The 21708-nt window shown below is 45.0% G+C and carries 23 protein-coding genes; 11 read left to right on the plus strand and 12 right to left on the minus strand.

Annotated features, from left to right (window positions below; all coding sequences use genetic code 11):
- Positions 1–48: 48 nt before the first annotated feature.
- Positions 49–936, minus strand: coding sequence for a LysR family transcriptional regulator (locus RH89_RS14985; protein ID WP_050811542.1), 888 nt, complete (start codon positions 934–936; stop codon positions 49–51).
- Positions 937–1121: 185 nt separating this feature from the next.
- On the opposite strand from RH89_RS14985, the gene RH89_RS14990 reads away from it, so the two are divergent.
- Positions 1122–1808, plus strand: coding sequence for a glutathione S-transferase family protein (locus tag RH89_RS14990; RefSeq protein WP_004403625.1), 687 nt, complete (start codon positions 1122–1124; stop codon positions 1806–1808).
- 173 nt (positions 1809–1981) lie between these two features.
- Positions 1982–2734: an SDR family NAD(P)-dependent oxidoreductase gene (locus tag RH89_RS14995; RefSeq protein ID WP_004403628.1), complete on the plus strand. Its 753-nt coding sequence runs from the start codon at positions 1982–1984 to the stop codon at positions 2732–2734.
- Between the two features lie 57 nt (positions 2735–2791).
- Here the strand turns inward: RH89_RS14995 and RH89_RS15000 are convergent, their stop codons facing one another.
- From RH89_RS15000 to RH89_RS15040, 9 genes are all read right to left on the minus strand, one after another.
- Complete coding sequence (locus tag RH89_RS15000) at positions 2792–3778, minus strand: zinc-dependent alcohol dehydrogenase (RefSeq protein ID WP_004403630.1); 987 nt, start codon at positions 3776–3778, stop codon at positions 2792–2794.
- On the minus strand, positions 3775–4902 hold the full coding sequence (locus tag RH89_RS15005) for an ABC transporter ATP-binding protein (RefSeq protein ID WP_004403631.1): 1128 nt from the start codon (positions 4900–4902) through the stop codon (positions 3775–3777). Before RH89_RS15005 ends, RH89_RS15000 begins: the two co-directional genes overlap by 4 nt.
- A 12-nt stretch (positions 4903–4914) precedes the next feature.
- Positions 4915–5727, minus strand: coding sequence for a carbohydrate ABC transporter permease (locus RH89_RS15010; RefSeq protein WP_004403632.1), 813 nt, complete (start codon positions 5725–5727; stop codon positions 4915–4917).
- Positions 5728–5739: 12 nt separating this feature from the next.
- Entirely contained in the window at positions 5740–6630 is an 891-nt protein-coding gene (locus tag RH89_RS15015) for a carbohydrate ABC transporter permease (protein ID WP_004403633.1), read from the minus strand.
- 123 nt (positions 6631–6753) lie between these two features.
- Positions 6754–8160 (minus strand): extracellular solute-binding protein, encoded by a 1407-nt coding sequence (locus RH89_RS15020; protein WP_004403639.1) that lies wholly within the window; start codon positions 8158–8160, stop codon positions 6754–6756.
- 72 nt (positions 8161–8232) lie between these two features.
- Entirely contained in the window at positions 8233–8742 is a 510-nt protein-coding gene (locus RH89_RS15025) for a VOC family protein (RefSeq protein ID WP_004403646.1), read from the minus strand.
- Positions 8743–8821: 79 nt separating this feature from the next.
- Complete coding sequence (locus tag RH89_RS15030; RefSeq protein WP_004403647.1) at positions 8822–9844, minus strand: aldo/keto reductase; 1023 nt, start codon at positions 9842–9844, stop codon at positions 8822–8824.
- A 287-nt stretch (positions 9845–10131) separates the two neighbouring features.
- On the minus strand, positions 10132–11169 hold the full coding sequence (locus RH89_RS15035) for a zinc-dependent alcohol dehydrogenase (RefSeq protein ID WP_004403648.1): 1038 nt from the start codon (positions 11167–11169) through the stop codon (positions 10132–10134).
- A 219-nt stretch (positions 11170–11388) separates the two neighbouring features.
- Positions 11389–12033 carry a TetR/AcrR family transcriptional regulator gene (locus tag RH89_RS15040; RefSeq protein WP_004403649.1) on the minus strand — a complete coding sequence of 215 codons (645 nt, stop codon included), beginning with the start codon at positions 12031–12033 and terminating at the stop codon, positions 11389–11391.
- Between the two features lie 330 nt (positions 12034–12363).
- Here RH89_RS15040 and RH89_RS15045 point away from each other — a divergent pair, with 330 nt between their 5' ends.
- The 5 genes from RH89_RS15045 (at position 12364) to RH89_RS15065 (ending at position 18242) form a co-directional block, all read left to right on the plus strand.
- Positions 12364–13959 (plus strand): GMC family oxidoreductase, encoded by a 1596-nt coding sequence (locus RH89_RS15045; protein WP_004403650.1) that lies wholly within the window; start codon positions 12364–12366, stop codon positions 13957–13959.
- 60 nt (positions 13960–14019) lie between these two features.
- Positions 14020–15546: an acyl CoA:acetate/3-ketoacid CoA transferase gene (locus RH89_RS15050; RefSeq protein ID WP_004403651.1), complete on the plus strand. Its 1527-nt coding sequence runs from the start codon at positions 14020–14022 to the stop codon at positions 15544–15546.
- Positions 15539–16393, plus strand: coding sequence for a sugar phosphate isomerase/epimerase family protein (locus RH89_RS15055; protein WP_004403652.1), 855 nt, complete (start codon positions 15539–15541; stop codon positions 16391–16393). Before RH89_RS15050 ends, RH89_RS15055 begins: the two co-directional genes overlap by 8 nt.
- Positions 16394–16711: 318 nt before the next feature.
- The gene (locus RH89_RS15060) at positions 16712–17044 is read left to right on the plus strand and encodes a hypothetical protein (RefSeq protein WP_004403653.1); all 333 of its coding nucleotides are present in this window, start codon (positions 16712–16714) and stop codon (positions 17042–17044) included.
- Between the two features lie 853 nt (positions 17045–17897).
- On the plus strand, positions 17898–18242 hold the full coding sequence (locus RH89_RS15065; protein ID WP_004403654.1) for a hypothetical protein: 345 nt from the start codon (positions 17898–17900) through the stop codon (positions 18240–18242).
- Between the two features lie 71 nt (positions 18243–18313).
- On the opposite strand, the gene RH89_RS28760 is transcribed toward RH89_RS15065, so the two are convergent.
- Positions 18314–18751, minus strand: a complete 438-nt coding sequence (locus RH89_RS28760; protein ID WP_004403655.1) for an Rrf2 family transcriptional regulator — start codon at positions 18749–18751, stop codon at positions 18314–18316.
- A gap of 81 nt (positions 18752–18832) precedes the next feature.
- Here RH89_RS28760 and RH89_RS15075 point away from each other — a divergent pair, with 81 nt between their 5' ends.
- The 4 genes from RH89_RS15075 (at position 18833) to RH89_RS15090 (ending at position 20268) form a co-directional block, all read left to right on the plus strand.
- Positions 18833–19270 carry a hypothetical protein gene (locus tag RH89_RS15075; protein WP_004403657.1) on the plus strand — a complete coding sequence of 146 codons (438 nt, stop codon included), beginning with the start codon at positions 18833–18835 and terminating at the stop codon, positions 19268–19270.
- A gap of 87 nt (positions 19271–19357) precedes the next feature.
- Positions 19358–19564 carry a DUF3565 domain-containing protein gene (locus tag RH89_RS30605; protein WP_004403659.1) on the plus strand — a complete coding sequence of 69 codons (207 nt, stop codon included), beginning with the start codon at positions 19358–19360 and terminating at the stop codon, positions 19562–19564.
- A 71-nt stretch (positions 19565–19635) separates the two neighbouring features.
- Complete coding sequence (locus RH89_RS15085; RefSeq protein ID WP_004403661.1) at positions 19636–19875, plus strand: hypothetical protein; 240 nt, start codon at positions 19636–19638, stop codon at positions 19873–19875.
- 27 nt (positions 19876–19902) lie between these two features.
- Positions 19903–20268, plus strand: a complete 366-nt coding sequence (locus RH89_RS15090; protein ID WP_004403663.1) for a VOC family protein — start codon at positions 19903–19905, stop codon at positions 20266–20268.
- A gap of 61 nt (positions 20269–20329) precedes the next feature.
- Here the strand turns inward: RH89_RS15090 and RH89_RS15095 are convergent.
- Positions 20330–21708: hypothetical protein (locus tag RH89_RS15095; RefSeq protein ID WP_206536137.1), on the minus strand; the 1379-nt coding region annotated here is incomplete at its 5' end.

The raw sequence follows: 21708 nt of genomic DNA on the forward strand, positions 1-21708 counted from the left end.
GCAGTGTTCGCCAAGTATAAAGCCATTCAAGATTAGGTGACCCATGGTTCATTTAGGACTAGAGGGTGTTTCAAAGTTTATCGCTTTAAAGTAGTCCACAAGATATTGCGAGACGATACGGACGCGCTCTGATTTACGTAAGTCTGGATGCGTAAGTATCCATAGATCACTGGTTTTCCCAGGTTCAAATTCGGCGACTTCTAACAGTCCTTCCCGCCGCTGGTCAACGGGCAAAAAGGCAATGCCGTGTCCGCTTTGAGCGTAATAAGACATTGCGGTTAACTCATCACACCGCATCACAATAGAACGAGAAAAGTGGGCTTCTAACCAAGAAAAAGCAGGCAGGTTAAGCATGTTCCCCATGCCACCAATTAAAGGGAAGTCGGCTAGTGTTTCTAAAGTAGGTAAGGCTGAATAGGAATTCTCAAACTGCTTTGAAACAAACATTCCCCAAGGAATAGTTGCTGCTTTTCGCCCTATTAAGTGTTCAGGCGGAGAGCTGGTGGCTCTGATCGCAATATCGGCGACTCGGGAGTTAAGGTTGTATAAATCATTACTAGACAGAACTTCGTATCGGATATCGGGATAGTCACGAGTAATGGAAGCTAAGACCGGAGGCAAATAATGGTTGGTAATATTAAACGGAGCCGTAATTTTCACGATCCCCATAGGTAAAAACTCCTTTCCGACGATATGACGCTCAATTTTCTCTGCGCTCTCCTGCATTGAAAATGCCAGCGCCAGTACTTCTTCTGCCAGCGGAGTTGGTTTGTATCCTTTCGAGCCACGCTCAAAAAGCTTGCCACCAACCTCTTTTTCCAGAGACTCGATTCTTCTCAACACCGTGGTGTAGTTAACCCCTAAAGCCTTAGCGGCTGAGGTGATTGAGCCGTTTTGGGATACGTAGGTCAGCGTCTTGAGTGAGTTCCAGTCCATGGTTGCAATTTTGCAGTTGTTTAATGCAAAAATTACAACTACCAACGCATTAATGCAACTTGTAAGCTTTGATTGTGTATCAAACAGGAAGCCTTCATGAATATTTCACCAAGGTAACGCTCGCTGAACCTATCCACTGCCTGACATTCGCAGTGGCCAATACGCTATTACCAAGGAGGTAAACCATGCAAACTGAAAGCTTAGAACTCATTAGTTATAAACTGTGCCCTTATGTGCAAAGATCTGTGATTACATTGCTGGAAAAAGGCATACCTTTTACGCGTACAGATATAGACCTTTCCTCTAAACCCGACTGGTTTAACGCACTTTCACCCAATGGCAAAGTCCCTCTATTGCGACTAGATAATGAGCATATTGTTTTTGAATCGGCGGTCATTTGTGAGTTTCTCAATGACAGTTCAGGTGGCACCTTGTTGCCTGACACACCACTGGCACGAGCAAAACACCGCTCATGGATAGAGTTTGCTTCACAGACCTTAAATGCGATAGGGCAGTACTATTCAGCCAAAGACAGAGCAACTTTCAACCACGCCAGGCAACAATTGCGCAGCCGCTTTGAAACACTTGAAAAGGTGATATCTGGTCCTTATTTTTCAGGAACAGCATTCATGCTTGTTGATGCGGCTTATGCTCCCGTTTTTCGCTACTTTGATGTTTTTGAACAGCGCATGAGCAGCGACTTGTTTGATGGGCTTGAGAAAGTAGGGCAATGGCGAGAGATACTGGCTTCAAGATCGTCCGTTAAAGAGGCAGTAGCCAAAGATTTTGATTCGGCGCTTATTGCTTTTGCCATGAAGAAGCAAAGTTATCTCTCGGGGTTACTAAACAGTGGTGATTTGGAAGGAACATAATTGCTGAAGGTGACTGAGTAACTGCATTAAACACTCATGCTGATCAATATTGAAAAGCGACATACCTTGTCTAATTTTTGCGCATTGCTTTTTTTATTTTCAAGGTATATAACTAGATAGTTACAATTTAAATTATTCGTTTTTGATCATTTACTAATGCAAAGGAGTGCAAAATGAAAAATGCAGTAATTACAGGTGCCTGCTCAGGAATGGGGCTCAGTGCGACCAAGCTTTTTCTGGAAAGAGGCTGGGGCGTCGTGATGGTAGACATTAGTGAGGATGCGGGTGCTGAGCACGTCAGACAGCTCAAAGAAACAGGTTATGAAAACGTCTGGTTTTACTGCTGTAATATCGGCAAGCGTGACGATGTAGAAAAGCTCGCCAGCTTTACCATGGAAAACGCCAAGCACGTAGATTGTGTTATCAATAACGCTGGGATCTGGCGTGGTGGCGAACTGCACGAAACGTCTGAAGAGGACTGGGATGCGATTTTTGATGTGGACGTTAAATCTGTTTTTCTGACGACTCGAAGCTTTGTACCGCATATGATTGAAAATGGGGGAGGCACCATAGTGAACACCGCGTCGGTGTCTGGACTTTACGGTGATTACAGCATGGCGGCTTACAACGCAGCAAAAGGCGCAGTGGTGAACCTGACCCGAGCCATGGCTCTGGACTATGGAAAGTACAATATTCGAGTGAATAGCGTCTGCCCTTCTGCCTGCGCGACCCCGATGTTTTTAGCGAATCCAGATGATGTGATTGATCTGTTCAACAAGAAAAACCCGCTTGGCAGAATCTGTACTCCTGATGAAGTCGCTGAAGCCATGTACTTCCTCGCAACTGAAGCCTCCCGTTCATGCAACGGGGTGAACCTGCCTATTTCAGGTGGAATGGATGGACATACTGGGCAACCCGTTCAGTAGGTCGGCATACCCTGAAAACAAACCCCCACCTCAAAATATTTTGAGGTGGAGGAGACGTTACCAATTCAACACATTGAACGGCTTAGAGAGTTTGCCACTGACCAAGTCACTGTATATGGCTTGAGGATCGTCCATTTTCAGATCTTGAATAAGATCATTCAGGGGAATCACTCCATCCAAAGACAACCACTTAAGCGCACGTTTGAACCCATCGAAGGTACTGTAAGGTGCGTTATTGTAACCTTCGTAAAGCTCTTCCCAGACAAAGTCCCTTGAAAGCAAAGGCACTTCCCATTCCCAGCCAGAACGAAGGTTGATGTAGTTGAAAAACACCTCATTCAAAATCGCATGAGCCAGCATGTCGGTGTTGGCTTTCCAGGGTACGCCTACCAAGACGACTTCGCCGTTTTTGCGTACTATTCGACAGGCATCGAGTATGGCGGCTTCGTGACCGGAGCAGTCTATCACCAGCGCGACTTTTTTCGCGTAATCGGGATCCTCTATAGGGAAAGAAGCCAGAGCAGTAAGCCCGCTTTTTATCGCTTCTTCACGGCGTTGCGGATTGGGATCTATCACTGCAACGTCGTAGCCCGCCAGTTTACATTGATGAGCAGCGAGATAACCAACGGGGCCCGCGCCAGACACAATTACTTTGTCGCCCGGCCTGGCTTTTGTGGTCATCAAGGTGGTCATGGAAACGCCCATCAACCGAGCTATCACGCCCGTAGATGCTGACATTCCTTCGGGCAAAGGCACCACATACTTTTCATCAAACTGTTGTACAGAGCGATGTCCGCCCATACACAAAACGAGCTGTCCCGGTTTGATGCTACTAACCTTGCTGCCTAACTCCTGAGCTTCAAAAACTGCGGCGTACCCCGGTTTCAACGGATATTCCCCCTGGGTAAACCACGCGGTTTCTGTGCCGGGGCTAATCAGAGAACATACCGTTCTACCCCGGACTTCTGTCTCTCCTAAAGGTGGGAATTCAAACTCCCACAATTCAGCCGTATTGGGGGCGGTGAATACGATTTCTTTGTTCATGCTGCGCTCCGTTTTGCTGATGAAGAACCGCCATTTGGCAGAAGGTTTTCCTGAGTTGCTTTGTCAAAAATACTGACCTGAGACATATCGAAGCTGACGAACAGGCTCTGCCCCTCAGAAAAAGACGTGGTACTGGAAACCAGCGCACACATGTCGACATCCCCAACCGTCAGGTTAATCAGTTTCTCCTGACCCAAATACTCAATCAGAGTCACTTTCGCTTCCAGTGACGGTACATCTTTAAATGCCTGATGAGAGAGAAGAAGGTGATCAGGGCGAACCCCAAGAACAATGTTGGAATCGGTGGGCGCTTTCGCCAGCTTGATAGCACTGAGTGGAAAGCTGGCACCATTAAACAGAACCTGATTTTCTGCCCCGTTTTGTTGGAGCTGCGCATCCAGCAGGTTCATTTCCGGGCTACCGATAAAGGTTGCTACAAAGGTATTTGCAGGGTGGCGGTAGATGGATTCTGGTGAGCCGATTTGCTCTATCAGCCCGTCCCGCATCACCACGATTTTATCCGCCAGCGTCATGGCTTCGATTTGGTCGTGGGTAACGTAAACAACCGTCGATTTTAACGTCTGGTGGAGCTTGGCGATTTCAAAACGCACTTTACTTCTTAGCTTGGCATCCAAGTTGGATAAAGGTTCGTCAAACAGAAACACATTGGGTGTGCGCACCATGGCTCTGCCCATGGCAACCCTTTGTCTTTGACCGCCCGAAAGCTGGCTGGGCTTTCTTTCTAACAAGGTGTCCAGCCCCAGCGTTTCAGAGACGTTTTTGATGCGCTCCTCCACTTCCGACTGCGAAAGCTTCTGAGGTTTCAGGGCAAACGCCATATTTCCCCGAACCGTCATATGCGGATAAAGAGCGTAATTCTGAAACACCATGGCAATGCCACGATCTTTAGGAGGCACATCGTTAACCCGCGAATCACCGATGCGCAAATCTCCCGAGGTGACGTCTTCCAGCCCTGCAATCATACGAAGGGTTGTGGTTTTACCGCACCCAGATGGACCAAGCAGGACAACGAATTCGCCCGGCTCAATGTTCAAATCAATACCATGGACGATTTCGGTCTCTCCATAGCTTTTCGTGATATTTGTTAATGTCACTGATGTCATGAATTTTTCCTCTTAACCTTTAACCGAACCCATGGTGAGCCCTTTCACCAGCCAGCGCTGGCAAGTGAGAACGAAAATAACCCCCGGAATCAAAATGATGAATGAGCCCGCCATAATTCGACCCCACTGCACCGCATCGCTCGACCAGAACGACATGACCGCTACGGTGACTGTCTGAGCGTTAGACCCAGTGAGCATCAGCGCGAACAGGAACTCGTTCCACGAAAAGATAAAGCAGAACACGGCAGACACCGCGAGCCCTGGAGCGGTCAGCGGCAAAGTGACCCGGAAGAACACTGAAAGCAGCCCGTGTCCGTCTACTTGTGCGGCTTCTTCCAGTGCCATTGGGATCTCATCGAAGAACCCTTTCATTAACCAAACCGTCAGCGGAATGTTAAACGTGGAGTAAACAATGATGAGTGCCAGCGGGGAATCCAACAGATTGACCGATTTAAAGATGATGTAGTAAGGCACTACCACTGCAATCGGCGGGAACATTCTGAGAGAAAGGATCCAGAACGCGACATCGCCTACCCATTTCCCCTGAATCCGAGACAGAGCATAGGCTGCCGATGCGCCCACAATAAGGCTGAATGCGGTTGATCCAAGCGCAACAATCAGGCTGTTGAGGATCTGCAGATGAAACGGCCTCATGGTGAACAGATCGTAATAGTGTTGCAGTGTTGGCTCGAAGAAGAATGCTGGTGGCTGAGAAAACATGTACGCAGACGGTTTTAACGACGACATCAGAATCAGATAGATGGGCGTCATAAACAGCACAAGCGCAATGGCGACAAAGAAATAAGTGAGTAATTTCTGTTTCATGCGATACGCTCCTTAGCCATTTGTCTGTGGGTTCTTCTGCAACGAGCGGAAGAACAGCGTGATCAGCACAACGATGATGATCAGTGAAACGAACGACGCGGCAGCACCGACTCCCATACGCCAGAAAGTAAAGCTTTGGCGATAAATGAACAGCGAAAGCACTTCGGTTGAATCGCCCGGTCCGCCTTTGGTCAGCACGAAAATGATGTCGTAAATTTTGAAGGCATCAATGGCTCGCAAAAACAGCAGGCTGATCAACACAGGCTTGAGCTGTGGCAGAGTGATATGGAAGAACACATCCCAGTTGGAATTGCCATCGATCTTTGCCGCTTCTAGCGGTTCCGGCGGCATGCTCTGAATCGATGCGGCGATACCCATCATAAAGAAAGGCGTCCACTGCCAGATGTCGGCAATGGCTATGGCGGTAAGCGCCCAGTTGGTGCTGGTGATCCAGCCTACAGAATCAATGCCGACCAGCCCCAGAAAATAGTTGAGATAACCCAATTCCGGGAAGTAGAGGAACAGCCACACCAGCCCGACAATCACAGGGGCGATCATCATAGGGATCAAAAGCAGCGTTCTTACTACAGCCATTCCGGGAATTGGACGCGTAACGAGATACGCCAGCCCCAACCCCAGAATTAATTGCACCGATAAAGTGGCCCCCATCAGTTTGAAGGTGGTGACCAGTGAATGAAAAAAGGGTGAAGAAGTCAGAATTTCTTGGTAATTCGCAATCCCAACGAACACTCTGGGAATAAATGGCTTCGCAAGGTCATAACTGCGAAAGCTTAGCCAAAGTGCATACAGCATTGGGTAAATAGTGACGGAAAACAGAACAACAACCGCGGGCAACAGAAACGTTGTGGCGAGTGCTCGGTTTCTCTGTTTGATAAAACTCATAGACGAAATCCGTGTCAGCACATTCTGTGCGAAGAAGACTGAGCGCCTGCCCAGCCTTTGTCCGTAATACAAAGGTCAACAAAACCCTAAGGTTCGCAAGCCCTAAGGTCTGCAAACCCTAAGTTATTGAAGAACCTCGACAGGCACGTCGTTGATCCAACGTAAGCGCATGTCTGTTGGGAAGATCTTCAGGCGAGAGTTGATTTGCGTACAGGCTTTCTCCAACGCTTCTTCAGCGGTTGCGGTTTCTCCTGCGACAAACTTGTTCAACTCAATACCAAACGACTCTTCAACATCGGCGTAAAACGGGTGGAAGATACGGCGTTTGGCGTTGTCCTGTGTTTCCAGAAGCACCTTGTAGTAAGGGTATTTTTTCTGAAGTTCAGGATCGGCAAGAATTGATTTATGGAACTGACTTACGCCAGAACCTTCATTAGCAAAGCGGCGCATCAGATCGCGACTGGTACTCCATTTGATGAATTCCCAAGCCGCATCTTTTTGCTTGGTGGAAGATTTGCTGTTAATAGCAAAAGACAGAGCACCGGTGTAAGTCGGTTGCGGTTTACCTTCTCCCGTTGGGCTTGGTGCATACCCTGCCTCACCAATAGTAGGCAGTACCGCTTCTTCAGGGTTGGTCAGACGGACGGTTCTGACCGACCAGTAACCGGATGTCGCGGTTTCGCCACGCTCCATGTAGCCTGTGCGGATGTCCCACATCAAACCCAGGTAATCAGGCGGGTTGAACTTCACCAGCTCCTTCATCACGTTTGCAGCTTTCACATGCGGTTCGCCCGTCATGGCGCAAAGACCTGTTTTCGGATCCCAGTAATCACCACCGAAACTTCTCATGATGGGGAAGTAATCGTGCGTGATTGCACCCGCTACCCGGCTAAATGCCTGCGCGTTACCGTAGAAGTCCTTGGTTAACGTTTTACCTGCTAAGGTGTCACCTTTCTTACGCGTAAAGAATTCTGCGATATCAATGTACTGTTTCCAGGATTTAGCAGGGGCTAGGTCGTAGCCATATTTCGCTTTAAAAGCGGCTTTCTCGTCGGCATTTTCATACAGATCTTTACGGTAGTTCACCGACCAAATCATGCCAGACGCCGGGAAGGCGAGCAGTTTGCCCTGCCAAGAATTTTCTTGTAGCTGAATTGGGATGATGTCATCCAGGTGAACTTCATCGGCATCGCGCTTCACGCGAGAGGTAAGATCTTCGAGCGCGCCGGATTCACCCAGAACCCCCACCCATGGGCTGTCTACCCAAAGTAGTTGATAAGTCGGGCTATTTGCGCTCGATTCAATAATGATTTTGTCGATAAGACCCGGGTAAGGGAACTGATCAATTTGAACGTCGATCCCTGTTTTTTCTTTAAACTCTCCAATGATGGGTGCGACTCGGGTTACCGAGGTATCCCCAATGGCGAGCATTTTCAGTTTGGTTCCTGCGAAAGGTTTGTCCTGTGCGTGTCCGGGCATTGCCAGCAGCGCAGACAGACTGATCAAGCAAGCCGATATCATCCTTTTCATGGCTATGGTTCCTTGTGCTGTTCGTAGTTTGGTTAAATTCGCGCATTACGTCCTGGCGCGATGTTGTCTTTCTTAGGGTTTTGGCGACCACATTTTAGGACCGCCGTCCTTTTCGTAGCCCATTGGACCTTCGGTGCTGACGATTTCCATGTACTGACCCCAGGGAGTACGGAAATACAGCCAGTTCAGCCCTTCCATTGGACCTGCATCAATCAGAGTGGGACCTTCAAGTAAGTCGACACCCATGGCTTTCATTTTTTCGGCGCTTTCGTAAACGTTGTCGACTTCAAGCGCGATATGAAAACCGCCAATCTCACTGTTCATTTTCAGTGGTGAAGCGTCTTCACCGCTGTATTCGAATATTTCCAGTGCGCCGCCTTTACCACACTGCAAAACGCGCATGTCTTTGATTCTTCTGCCCGCGTTTACACCGAGTCTTCTGTCCATGAACTCATCATCGACGTCCACATACCCCACATTCATGATGGTTTCTGCTCCGAATACTTCGGTAAAAAACTCGACGGCTTGCTCGATGTCTGGAACGGTGAAGCCAATGTGGTTAATTCCATGTACTTTGATCATATTCATATGCCTATAAGTAACTAGTTAGTTAGTTATTGTTAGGGTAAAATACCCCCCATCCTTTATTGGGGGGCAAAAATCAATCGTTAGGTGTTGGGGCGTCTTCTCGGATCAATTGTTGTTTTTTCAGCGTTTCCCAGAATTCGGTCGGAATTGCCTGATTGATCCAGTCAAGATTCTGCTGAAGCTGTGAAACGTCCCGGGTTCCCGGAATTATGGAAGGTACACAAGGGTGCGCGAGCACAAATTGCAGCGCAGCCGCTGGGAGGGCGACGTTAAACTCTTCACAAACGGCTTCTATCTTCGCGACTTTCTGTTTGATCTCAGCAGGAGCGGGGGCGTAGTTGTATTTGGCTTTTTCGGTGGCACCTGTAGCAAGAATACCGCTGTTGAAACCCCCACCAATAATGATGGACGCGCCGCGACTTTCACACAGTGGCAGAAATTCGTCCAGTGCTTCCTGTTCTAACAAGGTGTAGCGACCAGCCAGCAAAAAGCTGTCGAAGTCCCTTTCAATCAAGGCTTGATGGCAAACCTGCCATTCGTTTACACCCACACCAATCGATTTAACAACCCCTTCGTCACGAAGTTGGCTCAACGCTTTGTATGCGCCATCCATGGCCTCGCGAAAACGAGCAGGCTGCGCATCTTTCCCGTGAGTAAAGTTATCGATGTCGTGTATGAAGGCGACATCAATTCGCTCCAGCCCCATACGCTGAATCGAATCTTCAATGCTGCGCATGGTGCCGTCGTAGCTGTAATCAAATTGCATTTCGAAAGGGAGGGCGTTCACCCAAGGCGTAAAATCGATTTTTTCGCGAGCCTGAGGTTTTAGAATTCGACCCACTTTTGTGGATAAGGTGAACTCGTTGCGGGGTTTCCAGCGCAGGGCATGACCGACACGTACTTCTGACAGACCATGACCGTACATAGGCGCAGTATCGAAGTAACGGATGCCTGCATTCCAGGACTTTTCAATCATGGCTTCGGAGGTGGATTCATCAATAGGGCGGAAGATATTTCCTATCGGCGCGGCACCGAACCCCATGGCGGTTACCTCAACGCCACTTCGACTGAACGTATTGATTTTATTTGCTTTCATAACCATTCCTCTGGTCAACAGAATCTACAATTTGAAGTGTCTTCTCTTGAAGCCTACCGGCTCCATACTGCATGAGAATGAAAAAGCAATGTTGTAATTATGTAAACAGTTAGTTACTTATTTTGCAAGTGTCAATTCTAAGAAAGGTGATGGAGACGTTTTCCTGTGACGTCACCATATGGAGTTGTGGGCACATGGAATAGAGTATATAAGAGAGAAGTTTGGCTGATTTCGTGGAGGCGACGCTCGTGCTGACCGACGAGCGCCGAACTCCTTGTTTGATGAATTTAGGAAACTTTTACCTGAACTTTCAATACGTCTGGTCGGCTTTGGTTAGCAACCTGCTCAAAGGCATTCTGGATATCCTCAAGCGGGAAAGTACAGCTGTTAAAAGCATCCGTTTTGAACCGGTAGTGAAGAAGCAGCGTCATCGCATCGTGCATGTCCTGACCCATTCCGGCAACAGATCCCTTGATGGAGGTTTCTCTCAACACCATATCCAACAGCTTTAGTGAAAGGGCACCGTGTTCATCTGTAATACCAAACGCACCGACGTGTCCTCCCGGTCTGATCAGCTCAAACGCTTTTTCGTAAAGTTGCGGAATGCCAACACTCTCGATAACAATGTCCGCTCCTCTGCCTTCGGTATGGTTCCTGACTACTTGCTGAAGCTGATCCATATTCGTTACCGCAATATCAGCACCGACATCCAGTGCCATTTGCGTTCTTTCTTCTGAAAGATCAGCAATGATAATGGGCGCTGCGCCAATCAACCGCATCATTTGAACGTGTAAATTGCCAATGGGTCCAGCTCCCAGAATAACGACACTTTGACCGAAACTGACCTGTGCTTTGCGCGCTGCCCGAACCACACAAGCAACCGGTTCAACAAGGGAAAGTAATTCTAACGATGTTCCCTCAGGTGCAACCAGCACCAATCTGGCTGGGACGGCAATGTACTCGGCAAAAGCGCCGTTTTCATGAATGCCTATTTGCGAAATATCCGGGCAATTCATGATCTCATTCTGGCGGCAGTAGTAGCAGTGACCGCAGCCTTTATTGATGTCCACGGTGACAGACTGACCAATTGAAAGGTGGTTCACGCTCTTGCCTAATTCCGTTATCACCCCTGAAAACTCATGCCCTAACACCATGGGCAGTTTGTCGGCGGAGTAATGACCGTTGAAGATGTGCATATCGGTTCCGCAAATGTTGCAGTTAGATACCTTAATTATTACCTCATCGTCTTTTGGGGTGGGTTTTGCTACTGTTCTCAGCTCGAATTTCCCTGGCTTGGTCAGGTATGCGGCTTGCATTTCACTCATATAAACCTCCTTGTTGCCGTTCAAGGCGAACGTATTTTAGTGAGAGATGGATGTGATAGTATGTAAATAGTTAGTTACATATTTGCAAGTAATAGCTCTAAGAAAAGTGACGAAGGCGTAGTTTGAAATGGTCGAACAGAGAAAGATGGAATAGAGCGTGAGGAATGAAAAGAAGAGGCTGGAGGTGTGCCCGCACGGCTTGGCGAGCACAGCTTACAATCAGGCTTTAACCATTCGCAAAATGGTTTCCACATTAAATGCGAGACGCTCTTTTAGTGCATCCTCAGCCATCAGATCGCGGTTAAATAAAATTGAGCCAGTGTAACGGTTGGTGAAATAGTAGTAGCTCACCGCAGCCATGGTGATGATCAGCTGAACAGGATTGACGTCTTCACGGAAAACCCCAGATTTTACTCCGCGCTTAAGAATCTCCTGAATCATCGAAACGAACGGGTCACGTAAAGATTCGATGACTTCCGATGATTTCAAATGCTCAGCTTTATGAAGGTTCTCACTGTTAACCAGTGTGAGGAATTCAGGGTTATCCAAATAGTATTGCCAGGTAAACTCGACCAGTACGGTCAGTGCTCTCTCAGGCTCCATTTCTTCAAGGTGAAGCGCTCGTTCGGCTTTTCGAATGTCGAAGTAGGCTTGCTCCAGAACCGCTTTAAACAGCTTCTGTTTACCACCAAAGTAGTGATAGATCATGCGTTTGTTGGTTTCAGACCGTTCGGATATTTCGTCGACCCTTGCTCCTGCGTATCCATTTTGCGCAAATTCGTATTTGGCTGCCTGAAGAATACGTTCTTTAGTGGCTTCGCTGTCCCTTTGATGAATCGGTTTTTTCGCTTTCTGATTCGCCACAATTGTTTCCTGTTGAGTATGTTTACCGTTATGCACAAGAGTTGTGCGGAATATTGGGTATCATAAAGTAACTATATATTTACTAGCCTGCAACTGCTAATCGGTACAGTGCGATCTTTCTATAAGTTTTCTATGTCTAAACTCCATTTGTGATACGGGGTGAATCTTTTCATCTGCTCGGGAGGTCACATAAATAACAGTTGAAAATTTAATCGTTCAATTATATAACTAAATAGTTACTTGGTGTTAATTCATACAAAATAACCATTACAAAACGCCAAAAAGTGAAACAAAGGAATGTGCTAAGGCACTAACATTTAAGGATAAAAGATGTACGACTATCTCATCATTGGTGGGGGTTCGGCTGGTTGCGTATTGGCTTCCCGACTCACTGAAAATCCCAACAATCGTGTTCTGCTGCTGGAAGCGGGACCTGTCGACAAAGACATGTATATCCATATGCCCATTGGCTTCTTTAAGACCACCAAAGGTCCTTTGGTTTGGGATTACTTTACAAAACCAACGGAGCATCTTTCTAACCGTTCCATTGTTTACCCACAGGGAAAAGTGATTGGGGGCGGCAGCTCGGTTAACGCACAGGTATTTACTCGTGGCTGCCCAGAAGATTACGACCGCTGGGCGAATGAAGATGGCTGCGCTGGCTGGTCATATGAAGACGTAAAACCTTACTTTGTACGCTCAGAATCCAACCAGACGTTTGCCAACGAACATCATGGCACCGAAGGTCCACTGTCGGTTTCCAATCTTATTTATAAAGATCCACTCTCTCACCGATTTATCCGCAGTGCTCAACAGGCGGGGTTACCTTACAACCCAGATTTTAACGATGGGAAGCAAGCGGGTGTGGGTTTTTATCAGGTAACTCAAAAAGATGGTAAACGCTGCAGTGCCGCAGCTGGTTATTTAGCCCCAGCGCTCAAGCGACCAAACTTAACAGTGATCACTGGTTGTATGGTTCATAAGCTGCTGTTTGAAGGCAAGTCTGCCATTGGGGTGGAATGTGAACATGGCGGCGAGAAGCATACTTACAAGGCAAATCAGGAAGTGATTCTCGCTGCTGGGGCGATAGCATCACCAAAAATCCTTATGCTAAGTGGTGTTGGCGATTCAGAATGGTTGGAAGAACATGGTATCGATGTGGTTCAGGAGTTGCCGGGTGTTGGTAAGAACCTACAAGACCATTATGACATCGATACGATTCACGAGCTGAACGGACCTTACAGCATGGAGCGCTACAACAAGCCGCTCAGCAAGCTGATGGTTGCGCTGCAATATCTGATTTTTAAAACGGGTCCTGTGACTTCCAACATCGCTGAAGCGGGGGCGTTTTGGTGGGGAGACAAGGAGCAAAAAACGCCAGACATTCAGTTCCACTTCCTGCCTGGCGCTGGCGTTGAAGCGGGTATTCCAGAAGTGCCTTCTGGTTACGGCGTGACGTTAAATTTCTACCAACTGCGACCACGTAGCCGTGGCACAGTGGAACTTGCCAGCACTAATCCTGCTGATAATCCGATAGTGAATACCAATCACATGTCTGACCCTTACGACGTTCAGGTCGCGATTGAAGGGGTTAAGTTATGCCGAAATATGATCAATCAGCATGCTTTCAATGGCTTGATTGAGCGTGAGCATTTCCCTGGGACGCAGGTGGAATCTGATGAACAGATCATCCAGTTCTGCCGCGATCATGGTCGTACCGCTTACCATCCAGTCGGGACGTGCAAGATGGGTGCAGAGGACGATGCTATGGCGGTGGTCGATACCGATCTGCGGGTGAAAGGCATCAAAAACCTTCGTGTGATTGACGCATCGGTGATTCCAACTATTGTCAGCTCAAACACCAATGCTGCAGCCATTATGGTGGCAGAGAAAGGTGCAGATTTAGTGCTAGGAAAAAGCGCCTGATAGCGCGCTTTTTATTTGAATTTAAGTTAACTAACTAGTTGGTTATATATTGAGGTGTTCATGGAGCACGTAGGAAAATCAAAACAATTGCAGGTGGGTGAGGTCGCGCCGTTGATATTTGACGGGGCAACCATCGCGTTGTGTGGTTCTGGAGGTGGTTTGCTGGAAGCCGATGCTCTGTTCAAGGAATTGGAACAAAGCTTTCTGACAACAGGGCACCCTAAAGATCTCACTTTGGTCCATGTTTTAGGCATCGGCGACGCTCAGGAAAAAGGGTTACAGCGCTTTGCTCACAAAGGCATGGTGAAAAGGGTGATTGGGGCACACTGGAGCTGGGCACCCAACATGCAGGCACTGTGTCGTAATAACCACATTGAAGCTTATACGTTTCCTGCCGGGGTGATCTCAGGGGTACTGCGCGAGACTGGCGCTGGTCGCCCCGGCTTTTTTACCAAGGTTGGGTTGGGTACGTTTGTTGACCCGGACCACGGTGGCGGAAAAAGCAACGACGTCACCAAGCAGGATTTAGTTGAAAAGCTGAACGTGGATGGTGAAGACATATTGCACTTCAAACCCATAAAAGTGGATTTCAGTTTTATTCGCGGCAGTGTGGTCGACAATAATGGCAATCTTTCCACTCGTCATGAACCGGTTGATCTGGATGCGTACACCATGGCATTAGCCGCCCACAACTGCGGTGGTAAGGTGATTGCGCAGGTCAAAAGCTTGACCGATTCGCCCATTTTGCCTGCCCGAGCCGTCACTGTGCCCGGTATTATTCTCGATCATGTGTTTGTCGAACCCAGCCAGGAGCAGTGCCGGATATCGGAGTACGACCCATCCATCAGTGGTGAACAGTGGAGCCACGATGAAGGCAGCAATCCTGAACTGAATGAACTTCCTTCTGGTGTGCGCCTGTATATCTGCGAACGCGCAGCCAATGAAATCAACGGTGCTCGCTCAGCCAACTTTGGTTTTGGTATTTCGGGGGGTATCCCGGCGGTACTCGCTAAGCGAGGTGTACGTTACTGGGGAACTGTAGAGCAGGGCATTCACAACGGCGACATGTTGGATGGTGAAATGTTTGGCGCGGCGAGAAACCCACAGGTCATCATCAGCTCACCGGAGCAATTCGACTTCTTTACTGGTGGCGGTATTGATATCACCTTCCTTGGGATGGGAGAAGTCGACCTAGAGGGCAATGTGAATGTCTCTAAAATTGGTGACAACCTTGTTGGTCCAGGTGGTTTTATCGACATCACTTCCGGTGCTCAAAAAGTCGTATTCTGCGGCACCTTCGAAGCCAAGGGGTTAAAGGTTCACAAAGATGCGAAAAACAGCTTGATTATTGACCAATATGGCAGCGTTCCAAAAGTGGTTGAACAAGTCGGGCACATTACCTTCAGCGGAAAGCAGGCGTTTAAAAACGGACAACAGGTTATCTACGTGACCGAACGTGCGGTGTTCAAACTGACCGAACAGGGTTTAACACTGATAGAGATAGCCAAGGGAGTCGACCTTCAGAAAGATGTGCTCGACAGGCTTCCTTTTAAACCTGTGATCGCACTGGATAGCGCCAATGCGTGATTTTTCATCCAGCACGCAGGCGTTAGCACTGAACACAGCAACATTGGGGCACAACGTTCCGGGTAAAGGATTTGGCTGGAGCACAGAAGCGCTTATCGATAACTGTGCAGAACTTGGCTTTTCAGGCATCACGTTCTGGCGTCAGGAGTTCAGCCAGCATCAGAATTTAGATTCAGTAGGTAGAGCCGTTAGGGGGGCAGGCATGTCGGTGTCGGGACTATGCCGCTCCCCATTTTTTTGTGGACCCTTTGCACCCGATGTGCAGCAGGTGAAGGATGATTTTAAACTCGCCATCGATCAGACTGCCGAACTTCAGGCAGAATGTCTGGTGATTCTGACCGGGGGTGTACCTATTGGGATGAAAGGCATAACTGCGGGCTGGGGTTTGATTGAATCCATTCTTGCAGAAGCTGCGGAATATGCCGCCCAAAGTGGAGTCAAACTGGCGTTAGAGCCTTTACACCCAATGTACGGCGGCGATCGTTCCTGCATTGTGACCGTAAAAGATGCACTGACCATCTGCGAAAACGTAGGTGCGCAAAATCTGGGTATTGCCGTTGATGTGTACCACGTGTGGTGGGATTCCCAATTAGAAGCTTCCCTTAAAGGCACAGATAAAGTGTTCTCCTTCCATCTGTGTGACTGGCTGGCTGAAACCAAAGACCTGCTTCTGGACCGAGGCATGATGGGTGATGGTGTCGCCGACATCCCAGAAATACGCCGAATCGTCGAGGACGTCGCTGGCTATCAGGGACTGTGCGAAATCGAAATATTCTCTGAATACTGGTGGAGCCAGCACCCCCGAAAAGTACTGGAGATGTGTGTAGAGCGGTTTAAGAGCTGTTGACTTCAAACCGAAAACTCAACCACTTCTGTTTGGCTGCGCTCGCAGCCTTTTTCCTGAAAGATACAATTGCCTGGCTTAGCGAGATGAGTTCGTTATTTGCCATAAAACGTGATGAATTTTCGCTTTGTTAAAGTCTTTCTTAATCGCGAAAATGTGTTGTTGATTTTTAGTGAGATGACGCTCATTTCTTTGTCCTCTTTTCCTCCTGCTTATCTATTTCTGTTCATAACATTTCCCATGCCTTTATCTTTTGTTTAAATATCAGGATATTGAATGTTATTTTTGTTTATTAATTACTATTTATAAAAAGGTATAGCTATGAAAAAGTTCTTATTAGCCTCTTTGTGCTTGTTTTCCGTTTCCACGTTTGGTCAAGAATGCACAACGTGGGGGTGTACTTCAGTTATAAGTGATCTGTATACAAATGCTGATGGGGCAATTTATGTGGGTACATATGGCGATGAGAAAAAAGCAAATTGTACTGCGGTATCAGGCGTTTACTTCACATTGGATTCATCTTCAAGTAACGCTAAAGAAGTCTACTCTAGCATGCTCGCGGCTTTTATGTCTGGAAAGAAAATTCAACTACGTATTAAAGAAGGTCATGCAAAATGTGAATTGGCATATGTAAGGTTATCTACCTCGCACTAGCACTAATTCGTTTTGTCATTAGATTAAAAGCCAATGTCACTTTTTTGCGATATTCAAATAAGGTGACATTAGATTTTTATCTATACCATTGCTCTACTTGTTATGTGTAGAGAAGCCAGTAAGCATAGTGTCTATAAAGATAAGTAAGATGTAGATTTTCAAGTTGCTGAAAAAAATACACGATTTCGGAAAGTTTGATCATATAGTCATCACTAGAATTAATCAGCTAATTTAGAAACGAATATTCATACTCTCTTATATTTGTCAATCCTTAGAGAACTAATCTAATTTACGATTTTTTAATCTATAAAAACTCCATGCAGTTTAATTTTTCGAATATGATGATTATAAATATAGACATCTACATTTATATTTAACGGGTTATGAGAACTCACTTGGTTAATATCTAATTAACCCCAAATATAGTGGTATTCCACTTTCAATCATTTCTAATTACCTGCTCTATCAAGTTGATGAGTTTGAGAACATTCATGAACCTGAAAGCAATATTCTGATATACATGCTTTAGCGAGTAACTCACAAAGAGATGCTATAGGGTTGTTAAAGTGATTATCGTCGCAATTTTCGTCTGCAGTTCATCCCCATTTCTATACGTATAAGTGTAAAATTTGGCATTTCATCAAACGGTTATAGCAGGAAAATATTCATTGAAATTGACTTTAGCTTCAGAGCTAAGAACATGAGGCGAGACGCGAATTTTAGCTAAATCGATCTCTTTGAACCTAGTGTAATTGGAGATGGATCCTCTGGCGTATTTGGATGAAAAATCTGTGCGTTAAAATCCCTAATTAGGAAGTTCAATTTATTGGCAATATTTGAGAAGGAGAAATACATGATCAAACAAATAAAAATTCTAGTGGGCTTGATCTGCCTTGTAACATCTTTTAGTGCTATCTCAGCAGCAGGCTGGTCGGGCACATCGAAAATAAATGGCATTTATGTGCTAAACGAAACTACAGCTTTAATTAAATTACAAAGCTTTAGTAATCCTCATAACTGTAATATTGACTCAAATGGCGATGTAATACTCAATCCAGTAACACAAAAAACATGGTTTACAGTATTCCTTTCAGCATACATGGCAGGAAAACCTGTTAATGTTTACGTTGTTCCAAGTTGTGGTAAAACTCACTGGGTGGGACCTTCATATGGAAATATTGGACACGTAAGAATGTAGAGAAATAAAAAGGCACGCAATAGAAAAGGCTAAATAAAGAACTCTTTAGCCTTTTTTGTTTTTCATTGGTGTTAATTCGGATTGCAATTTAGTGCTTCCATAATTTTTGGTCTTACAGAGACATCCATATCAGCAACACTTATGGATTCTAAATGCGTAAGCAATGAGTTTTCGGCTTCCAAATAGAATTCGTTAATATAGCTTCCTAGTATGTTCGATATCGGTTCTGTACCAGCAGGGTGCCGTGCGAACAGTTCAATGTTCTGAGATGCTGCTTCATAGACTTCTCTCAAATTGATGTTTGAAGCAGGGCGCGCAAGTCGGCTTCCACCATTCGCACCTCTCTTTGTGTCGACTAATCCAGATTGGTTTAATCGAACCAATACTCTTCTAAGGACGACAGGGCTAGTGCCAAAACTTGCGGCTAACACGTTGGATGAAACTAGCTCACCGTCGTTAGAGGTAAGAAAGCCCACAATGTGAAGCCCTATAGCAAAATCAATATTCATATTTTAATTGTAACTACATAGGTTGCATTATTGATATCTTAATTGTAACCTTTTTAGTGTCTTTTTAAAAAGGAGCAAGTTATGAAAACATCGATGTTGTTAAAAATATCCGCCGTTCTGTGGGTCATTTGGGGGCTGGTTCATATCTTAGCTGGCGTTACAGTTATGGGTAATGAGACTCCAGCAGCCGTTCAGGCTGTTGCAGATGGCGTTAGCATAGGCTTGCTTGATGCGACATATCCCGATGCGGCTGGTGCCATTATCAACCAGCACGGTTGGAACTTGGCTTGGTTTGGCGTAGCAACAGTTGTTGGAGCTGTGTTTATTTGGCGCAATAATGCCACCGCTATTTTTGTTTCGGCACTTGTAGGTGGTATGGCTGATCTGGGATATTTCATCTTCCTAGATTTAGGTGGTTACGTAAATTTTGTTCCAGGAACAATTATGACTGTTGTCTCTGCATTAGCGATAGTTTTAAGCTTTACCGCCTACTTCAAAAAAGAGAGCGAGCCACGCTAATGGACTTCTCCTCTTTTTGATAGAAAGCTTTATTGTTGTGGTAGTCTGACAACTACTTATGAGGGTGTTGTATGGCTATTAAGAAAGATGAAACAGTCCATTGTCGGTTACCATAAAGATGAGTTTGATGATTGGGTGGCCGAATTACAGTGCGGTCATTTTCAACATGTCCGGAATAAACCTCCCTTTATAAACAGACCTTGGGTTGAAACGGAGACAGGTCGTGACTCTATGTTGGGCTACGAACTGAATTGCAAAAAATGCGATTTAGGTGAACCGAAAGATCAGATTTAGCCAGCTAGACCTATGTATTCAATGATATTCTTACTTTGATGGTATCCAAGAGGAAGAATTTAGGAGAAAGGATGAGTGATGCAAAAGCAGGTGCTTGTTTGTACATATTGACGGGACTGTTACAGCGCTTGGAAAAGGGAAATTCAGGATTGATAAAAGATATGATTGAAGGAGTCAAAGCCGATCAATTGTCCATTTCAAATAGCCTGCCGGATCTGCCAGAAAGAGAAAAAATTGATGACGTGTTTAAAGAAACACTAGTCACTCTAGAGAGAGCAGACCAACTAATGGCTAATAGTAAAGATTCATAGTAGGTTGATATAAAAGGATAGTCAGAAATGAAGAACCCAGTTGGCTATTTTGAAATTCCTGTGCGTGACATTGACAGAGCCATAAAATTTTATGAGGTCGTGTTTGGTCATCAGTTTGAACGAGCCGTAATTGATGGCAATGAAATGGCAATATTTTCATCCAACGATCAGTGGGAAGGGATCTCCGGAGCTTTGGTTAAGGGAGAAAGTTATGTCCCTTCAAAAGACGGTTCTCGACTCTATTTCAATACAGAAAATATAGAAGAAACATTGGCTAAAGTGTTGTCTCAAGGAGGTAGAGTGCTTTACCCCAAAACATCGATTGGAGAGTTAGGCTGGGTTGCCGAATTTGAAGATATTGAAGGCAACTGTATAGCACTCCACTCATCTTGAATTAGCAAGTAAAGGTTTAATCAGGCTTCGGCTCAGATAGCCGAAACCTGAGTTCTTTAAGCTATATTTTCCTGCCGATGGATTTTAGAAGTTCTCCAATGATCCCTACTTCTTCACTTCCTAACCTTGAAGAGTTGTTTCCATGTAAGTCGTGATCTTTGCTCAAGAATGCTTCAACAATTTTATCCTTAGAAGAATTATCATCAGATGAACCTTTATAAGCGACATAGAACTTTCTAATAAACATATCTTGCTCTTCTGTTTTAATAAGTTCTGCGTAATGGCTTTTATATAAGTTAGAAAGATATCTTAAAATTGCAATGAAAAATGTTGCAACAATTAATGATATTGAAAGCCGCTTAATCAAGTCATCTCTTAAAAACTCAGGTTTGTGTATTTCTTCGATAATTTCTGAAGATGCTTCTTTTGCTAATTCTAGCGCTCTTTCGATTTCAAACTTACTATCAATTCTTGAATCGCTATAAGAGTTTATTATATTAATTACTGCTAATGGTGAGAATTTTTTAACATTTTTTTCTTTCATATCATAATTGTTTTTTTTCGGCAAATTCCTCAAAAAATATTTTAGTTCTATTATGTCCTGGCTTTTAATTAATTTATCTATTTCCTCTATAGCTCTTGACAGTTTTTCACCTTCTAGATCTATAGAAATATTATCTTTTTTAATCCCCTCATCTGCGAGGAATTCTTCTAGTGATTTGTTTTTCTTTGTAATGTTAATAGATATGTTTTTTATCTCATCATTTAAGCTAGATGTGTATTTATAAACACCTGAACTTGAAGTGTTGATTATGATGTATCCAAAAAATGAAATTGTGAATACAAAAACTAGTCCCATTGATATTAGAGAAATTAAAAATCTATTTGTTGATTTTTGATAAGAAATACGTTTTTCATCTAATCTATGTAGTAAAAAAGGGATAAAATCCAAGCCATTTTTATTATCATTTTCTCCTCTCGGTAAGGATGTTCTTAGAGCTGTCGCAAAGTCTTTTGAATCTAAAGTCTCACATACAATATCTTCTATATATTTTCTTTTATCTCCTTTGTTTATTTCTTTACCCTTATCATAAAAAATCCCCCAAAATAATACTACAGCAATAAATATATGCAATATGTATTCTATATTATAAGAGATAATAATATAAATTTCTATTAATACATTTTGTGCATCTAAGTTATTTCTTATGTAGTAACTTAATGATTCAATAAATACAATGGCTAGAAAATAGAATGTTAAATGTTTTTTGATTTCTGTTCCTATATTTTTTGGGGATTTCAAATATATACTCTTTATCCATGAATAAATCCTCCATATGATAGTTATCAAAAATATAATTATTGCAATTAGCATAACTAATGCTTCATAGTTTACTCTCATATATACGATTCCTTTCGTCTTTGTGTCAGAATAAGAAT

Source organism: Vibrio nigripulchritudo ATCC 27043 (assembly GCF_000222685.1).
GTDB lineage: Bacteria > Pseudomonadota > Gammaproteobacteria > Enterobacterales > Vibrionaceae > Vibrio > Vibrio nigripulchritudo.

Bases quoted from the DNA above. Each gene is read 5' to 3' on its own strand.
- RH89_RS14985 (WP_050811542.1), bottom strand. From the start codon at position 936: ATGGACTGGAACTCACTCAAGACGCTGACCTACGTATCCCAAAACGGC.
- RH89_RS14990 (WP_004403625.1), top strand. From the start codon at position 1,122: ATGCAAACTGAAAGCTTAGAACTCATTAGTTATAAACTGTGCCCTTAT.
- RH89_RS14995 (WP_004403628.1), top strand. From the start codon at position 1,982: ATGAAAAATGCAGTAATTACAGGTGCCTGCTCAGGAATGGGGCTCAGT.
- RH89_RS15000 (WP_004403630.1), bottom strand. From the start codon at position 3,778: ATGAACAAAGAAATCGTATTCACCGCCCCCAATACGGCTGAATTGTGG.
- RH89_RS15005 (WP_004403631.1), bottom strand. From the start codon at position 4,902: ATGACATCAGTGACATTAACAAATATCACGAAAAGCTATGGAGAGACC.
- RH89_RS15010 (WP_004403632.1), bottom strand. From the start codon at position 5,727: ATGAAACAGAAATTACTCACTTATTTCTTTGTCGCCATTGCGCTTGTG.
- RH89_RS15015 (WP_004403633.1), bottom strand. From the start codon at position 6,630: ATGAGTTTTATCAAACAGAGAAACCGAGCACTCGCCACAACGTTTCTG.
- RH89_RS15020 (WP_004403639.1), bottom strand. From the start codon at position 8,160: ATGAAAAGGATGATATCGGCTTGCTTGATCAGTCTGTCTGCGCTGCTG.
- RH89_RS15025 (WP_004403646.1), bottom strand. From the start codon at position 8,742: ATGATCAAAGTACATGGAATTAACCACATTGGCTTCACCGTTCCAGAC.
- RH89_RS15030 (WP_004403647.1), bottom strand. From the start codon at position 9,844: ATGAAAGCAAATAAAATCAATACGTTCAGTCGAAGTGGCGTTGAGGTA.
- RH89_RS15035 (WP_004403648.1), bottom strand. From the start codon at position 11,169: ATGAGTGAAATGCAAGCCGCATACCTGACCAAGCCAGGGAAATTCGAG.
- RH89_RS15045 (WP_004403650.1), top strand. From the start codon at position 12,364: ATGTACGACTATCTCATCATTGGTGGGGGTTCGGCTGGTTGCGTATTG.
- RH89_RS15050 (WP_004403651.1), top strand. From the start codon at position 14,020: ATGGAGCACGTAGGAAAATCAAAACAATTGCAGGTGGGTGAGGTCGCG.
- RH89_RS15055 (WP_004403652.1), top strand. From the start codon at position 15,539: ATGCGTGATTTTTCATCCAGCACGCAGGCGTTAGCACTGAACACAGCA.
- RH89_RS15060 (WP_004403653.1), top strand. From the start codon at position 16,712: ATGAAAAAGTTCTTATTAGCCTCTTTGTGCTTGTTTTCCGTTTCCACG.
- RH89_RS15065 (WP_004403654.1), top strand. From the start codon at position 17,898: ATGATCAAACAAATAAAAATTCTAGTGGGCTTGATCTGCCTTGTAACA.
- RH89_RS28760 (WP_004403655.1), bottom strand. From the start codon at position 18,751: ATGAATATTGATTTTGCTATAGGGCTTCACATTGTGGGCTTTCTTACC.
- RH89_RS15075 (WP_004403657.1), top strand. From the start codon at position 18,833: ATGAAAACATCGATGTTGTTAAAAATATCCGCCGTTCTGTGGGTCATT.
- RH89_RS30605 (WP_004403659.1), top strand. From the start codon at position 19,358: ATGAAACAGTCCATTGTCGGTTACCATAAAGATGAGTTTGATGATTGG.
- RH89_RS15085 (WP_004403661.1), top strand. From the start codon at position 19,636: ATGAGTGATGCAAAAGCAGGTGCTTGTTTGTACATATTGACGGGACTG.
- RH89_RS15090 (WP_004403663.1), top strand. From the start codon at position 19,903: ATGAAGAACCCAGTTGGCTATTTTGAAATTCCTGTGCGTGACATTGAC.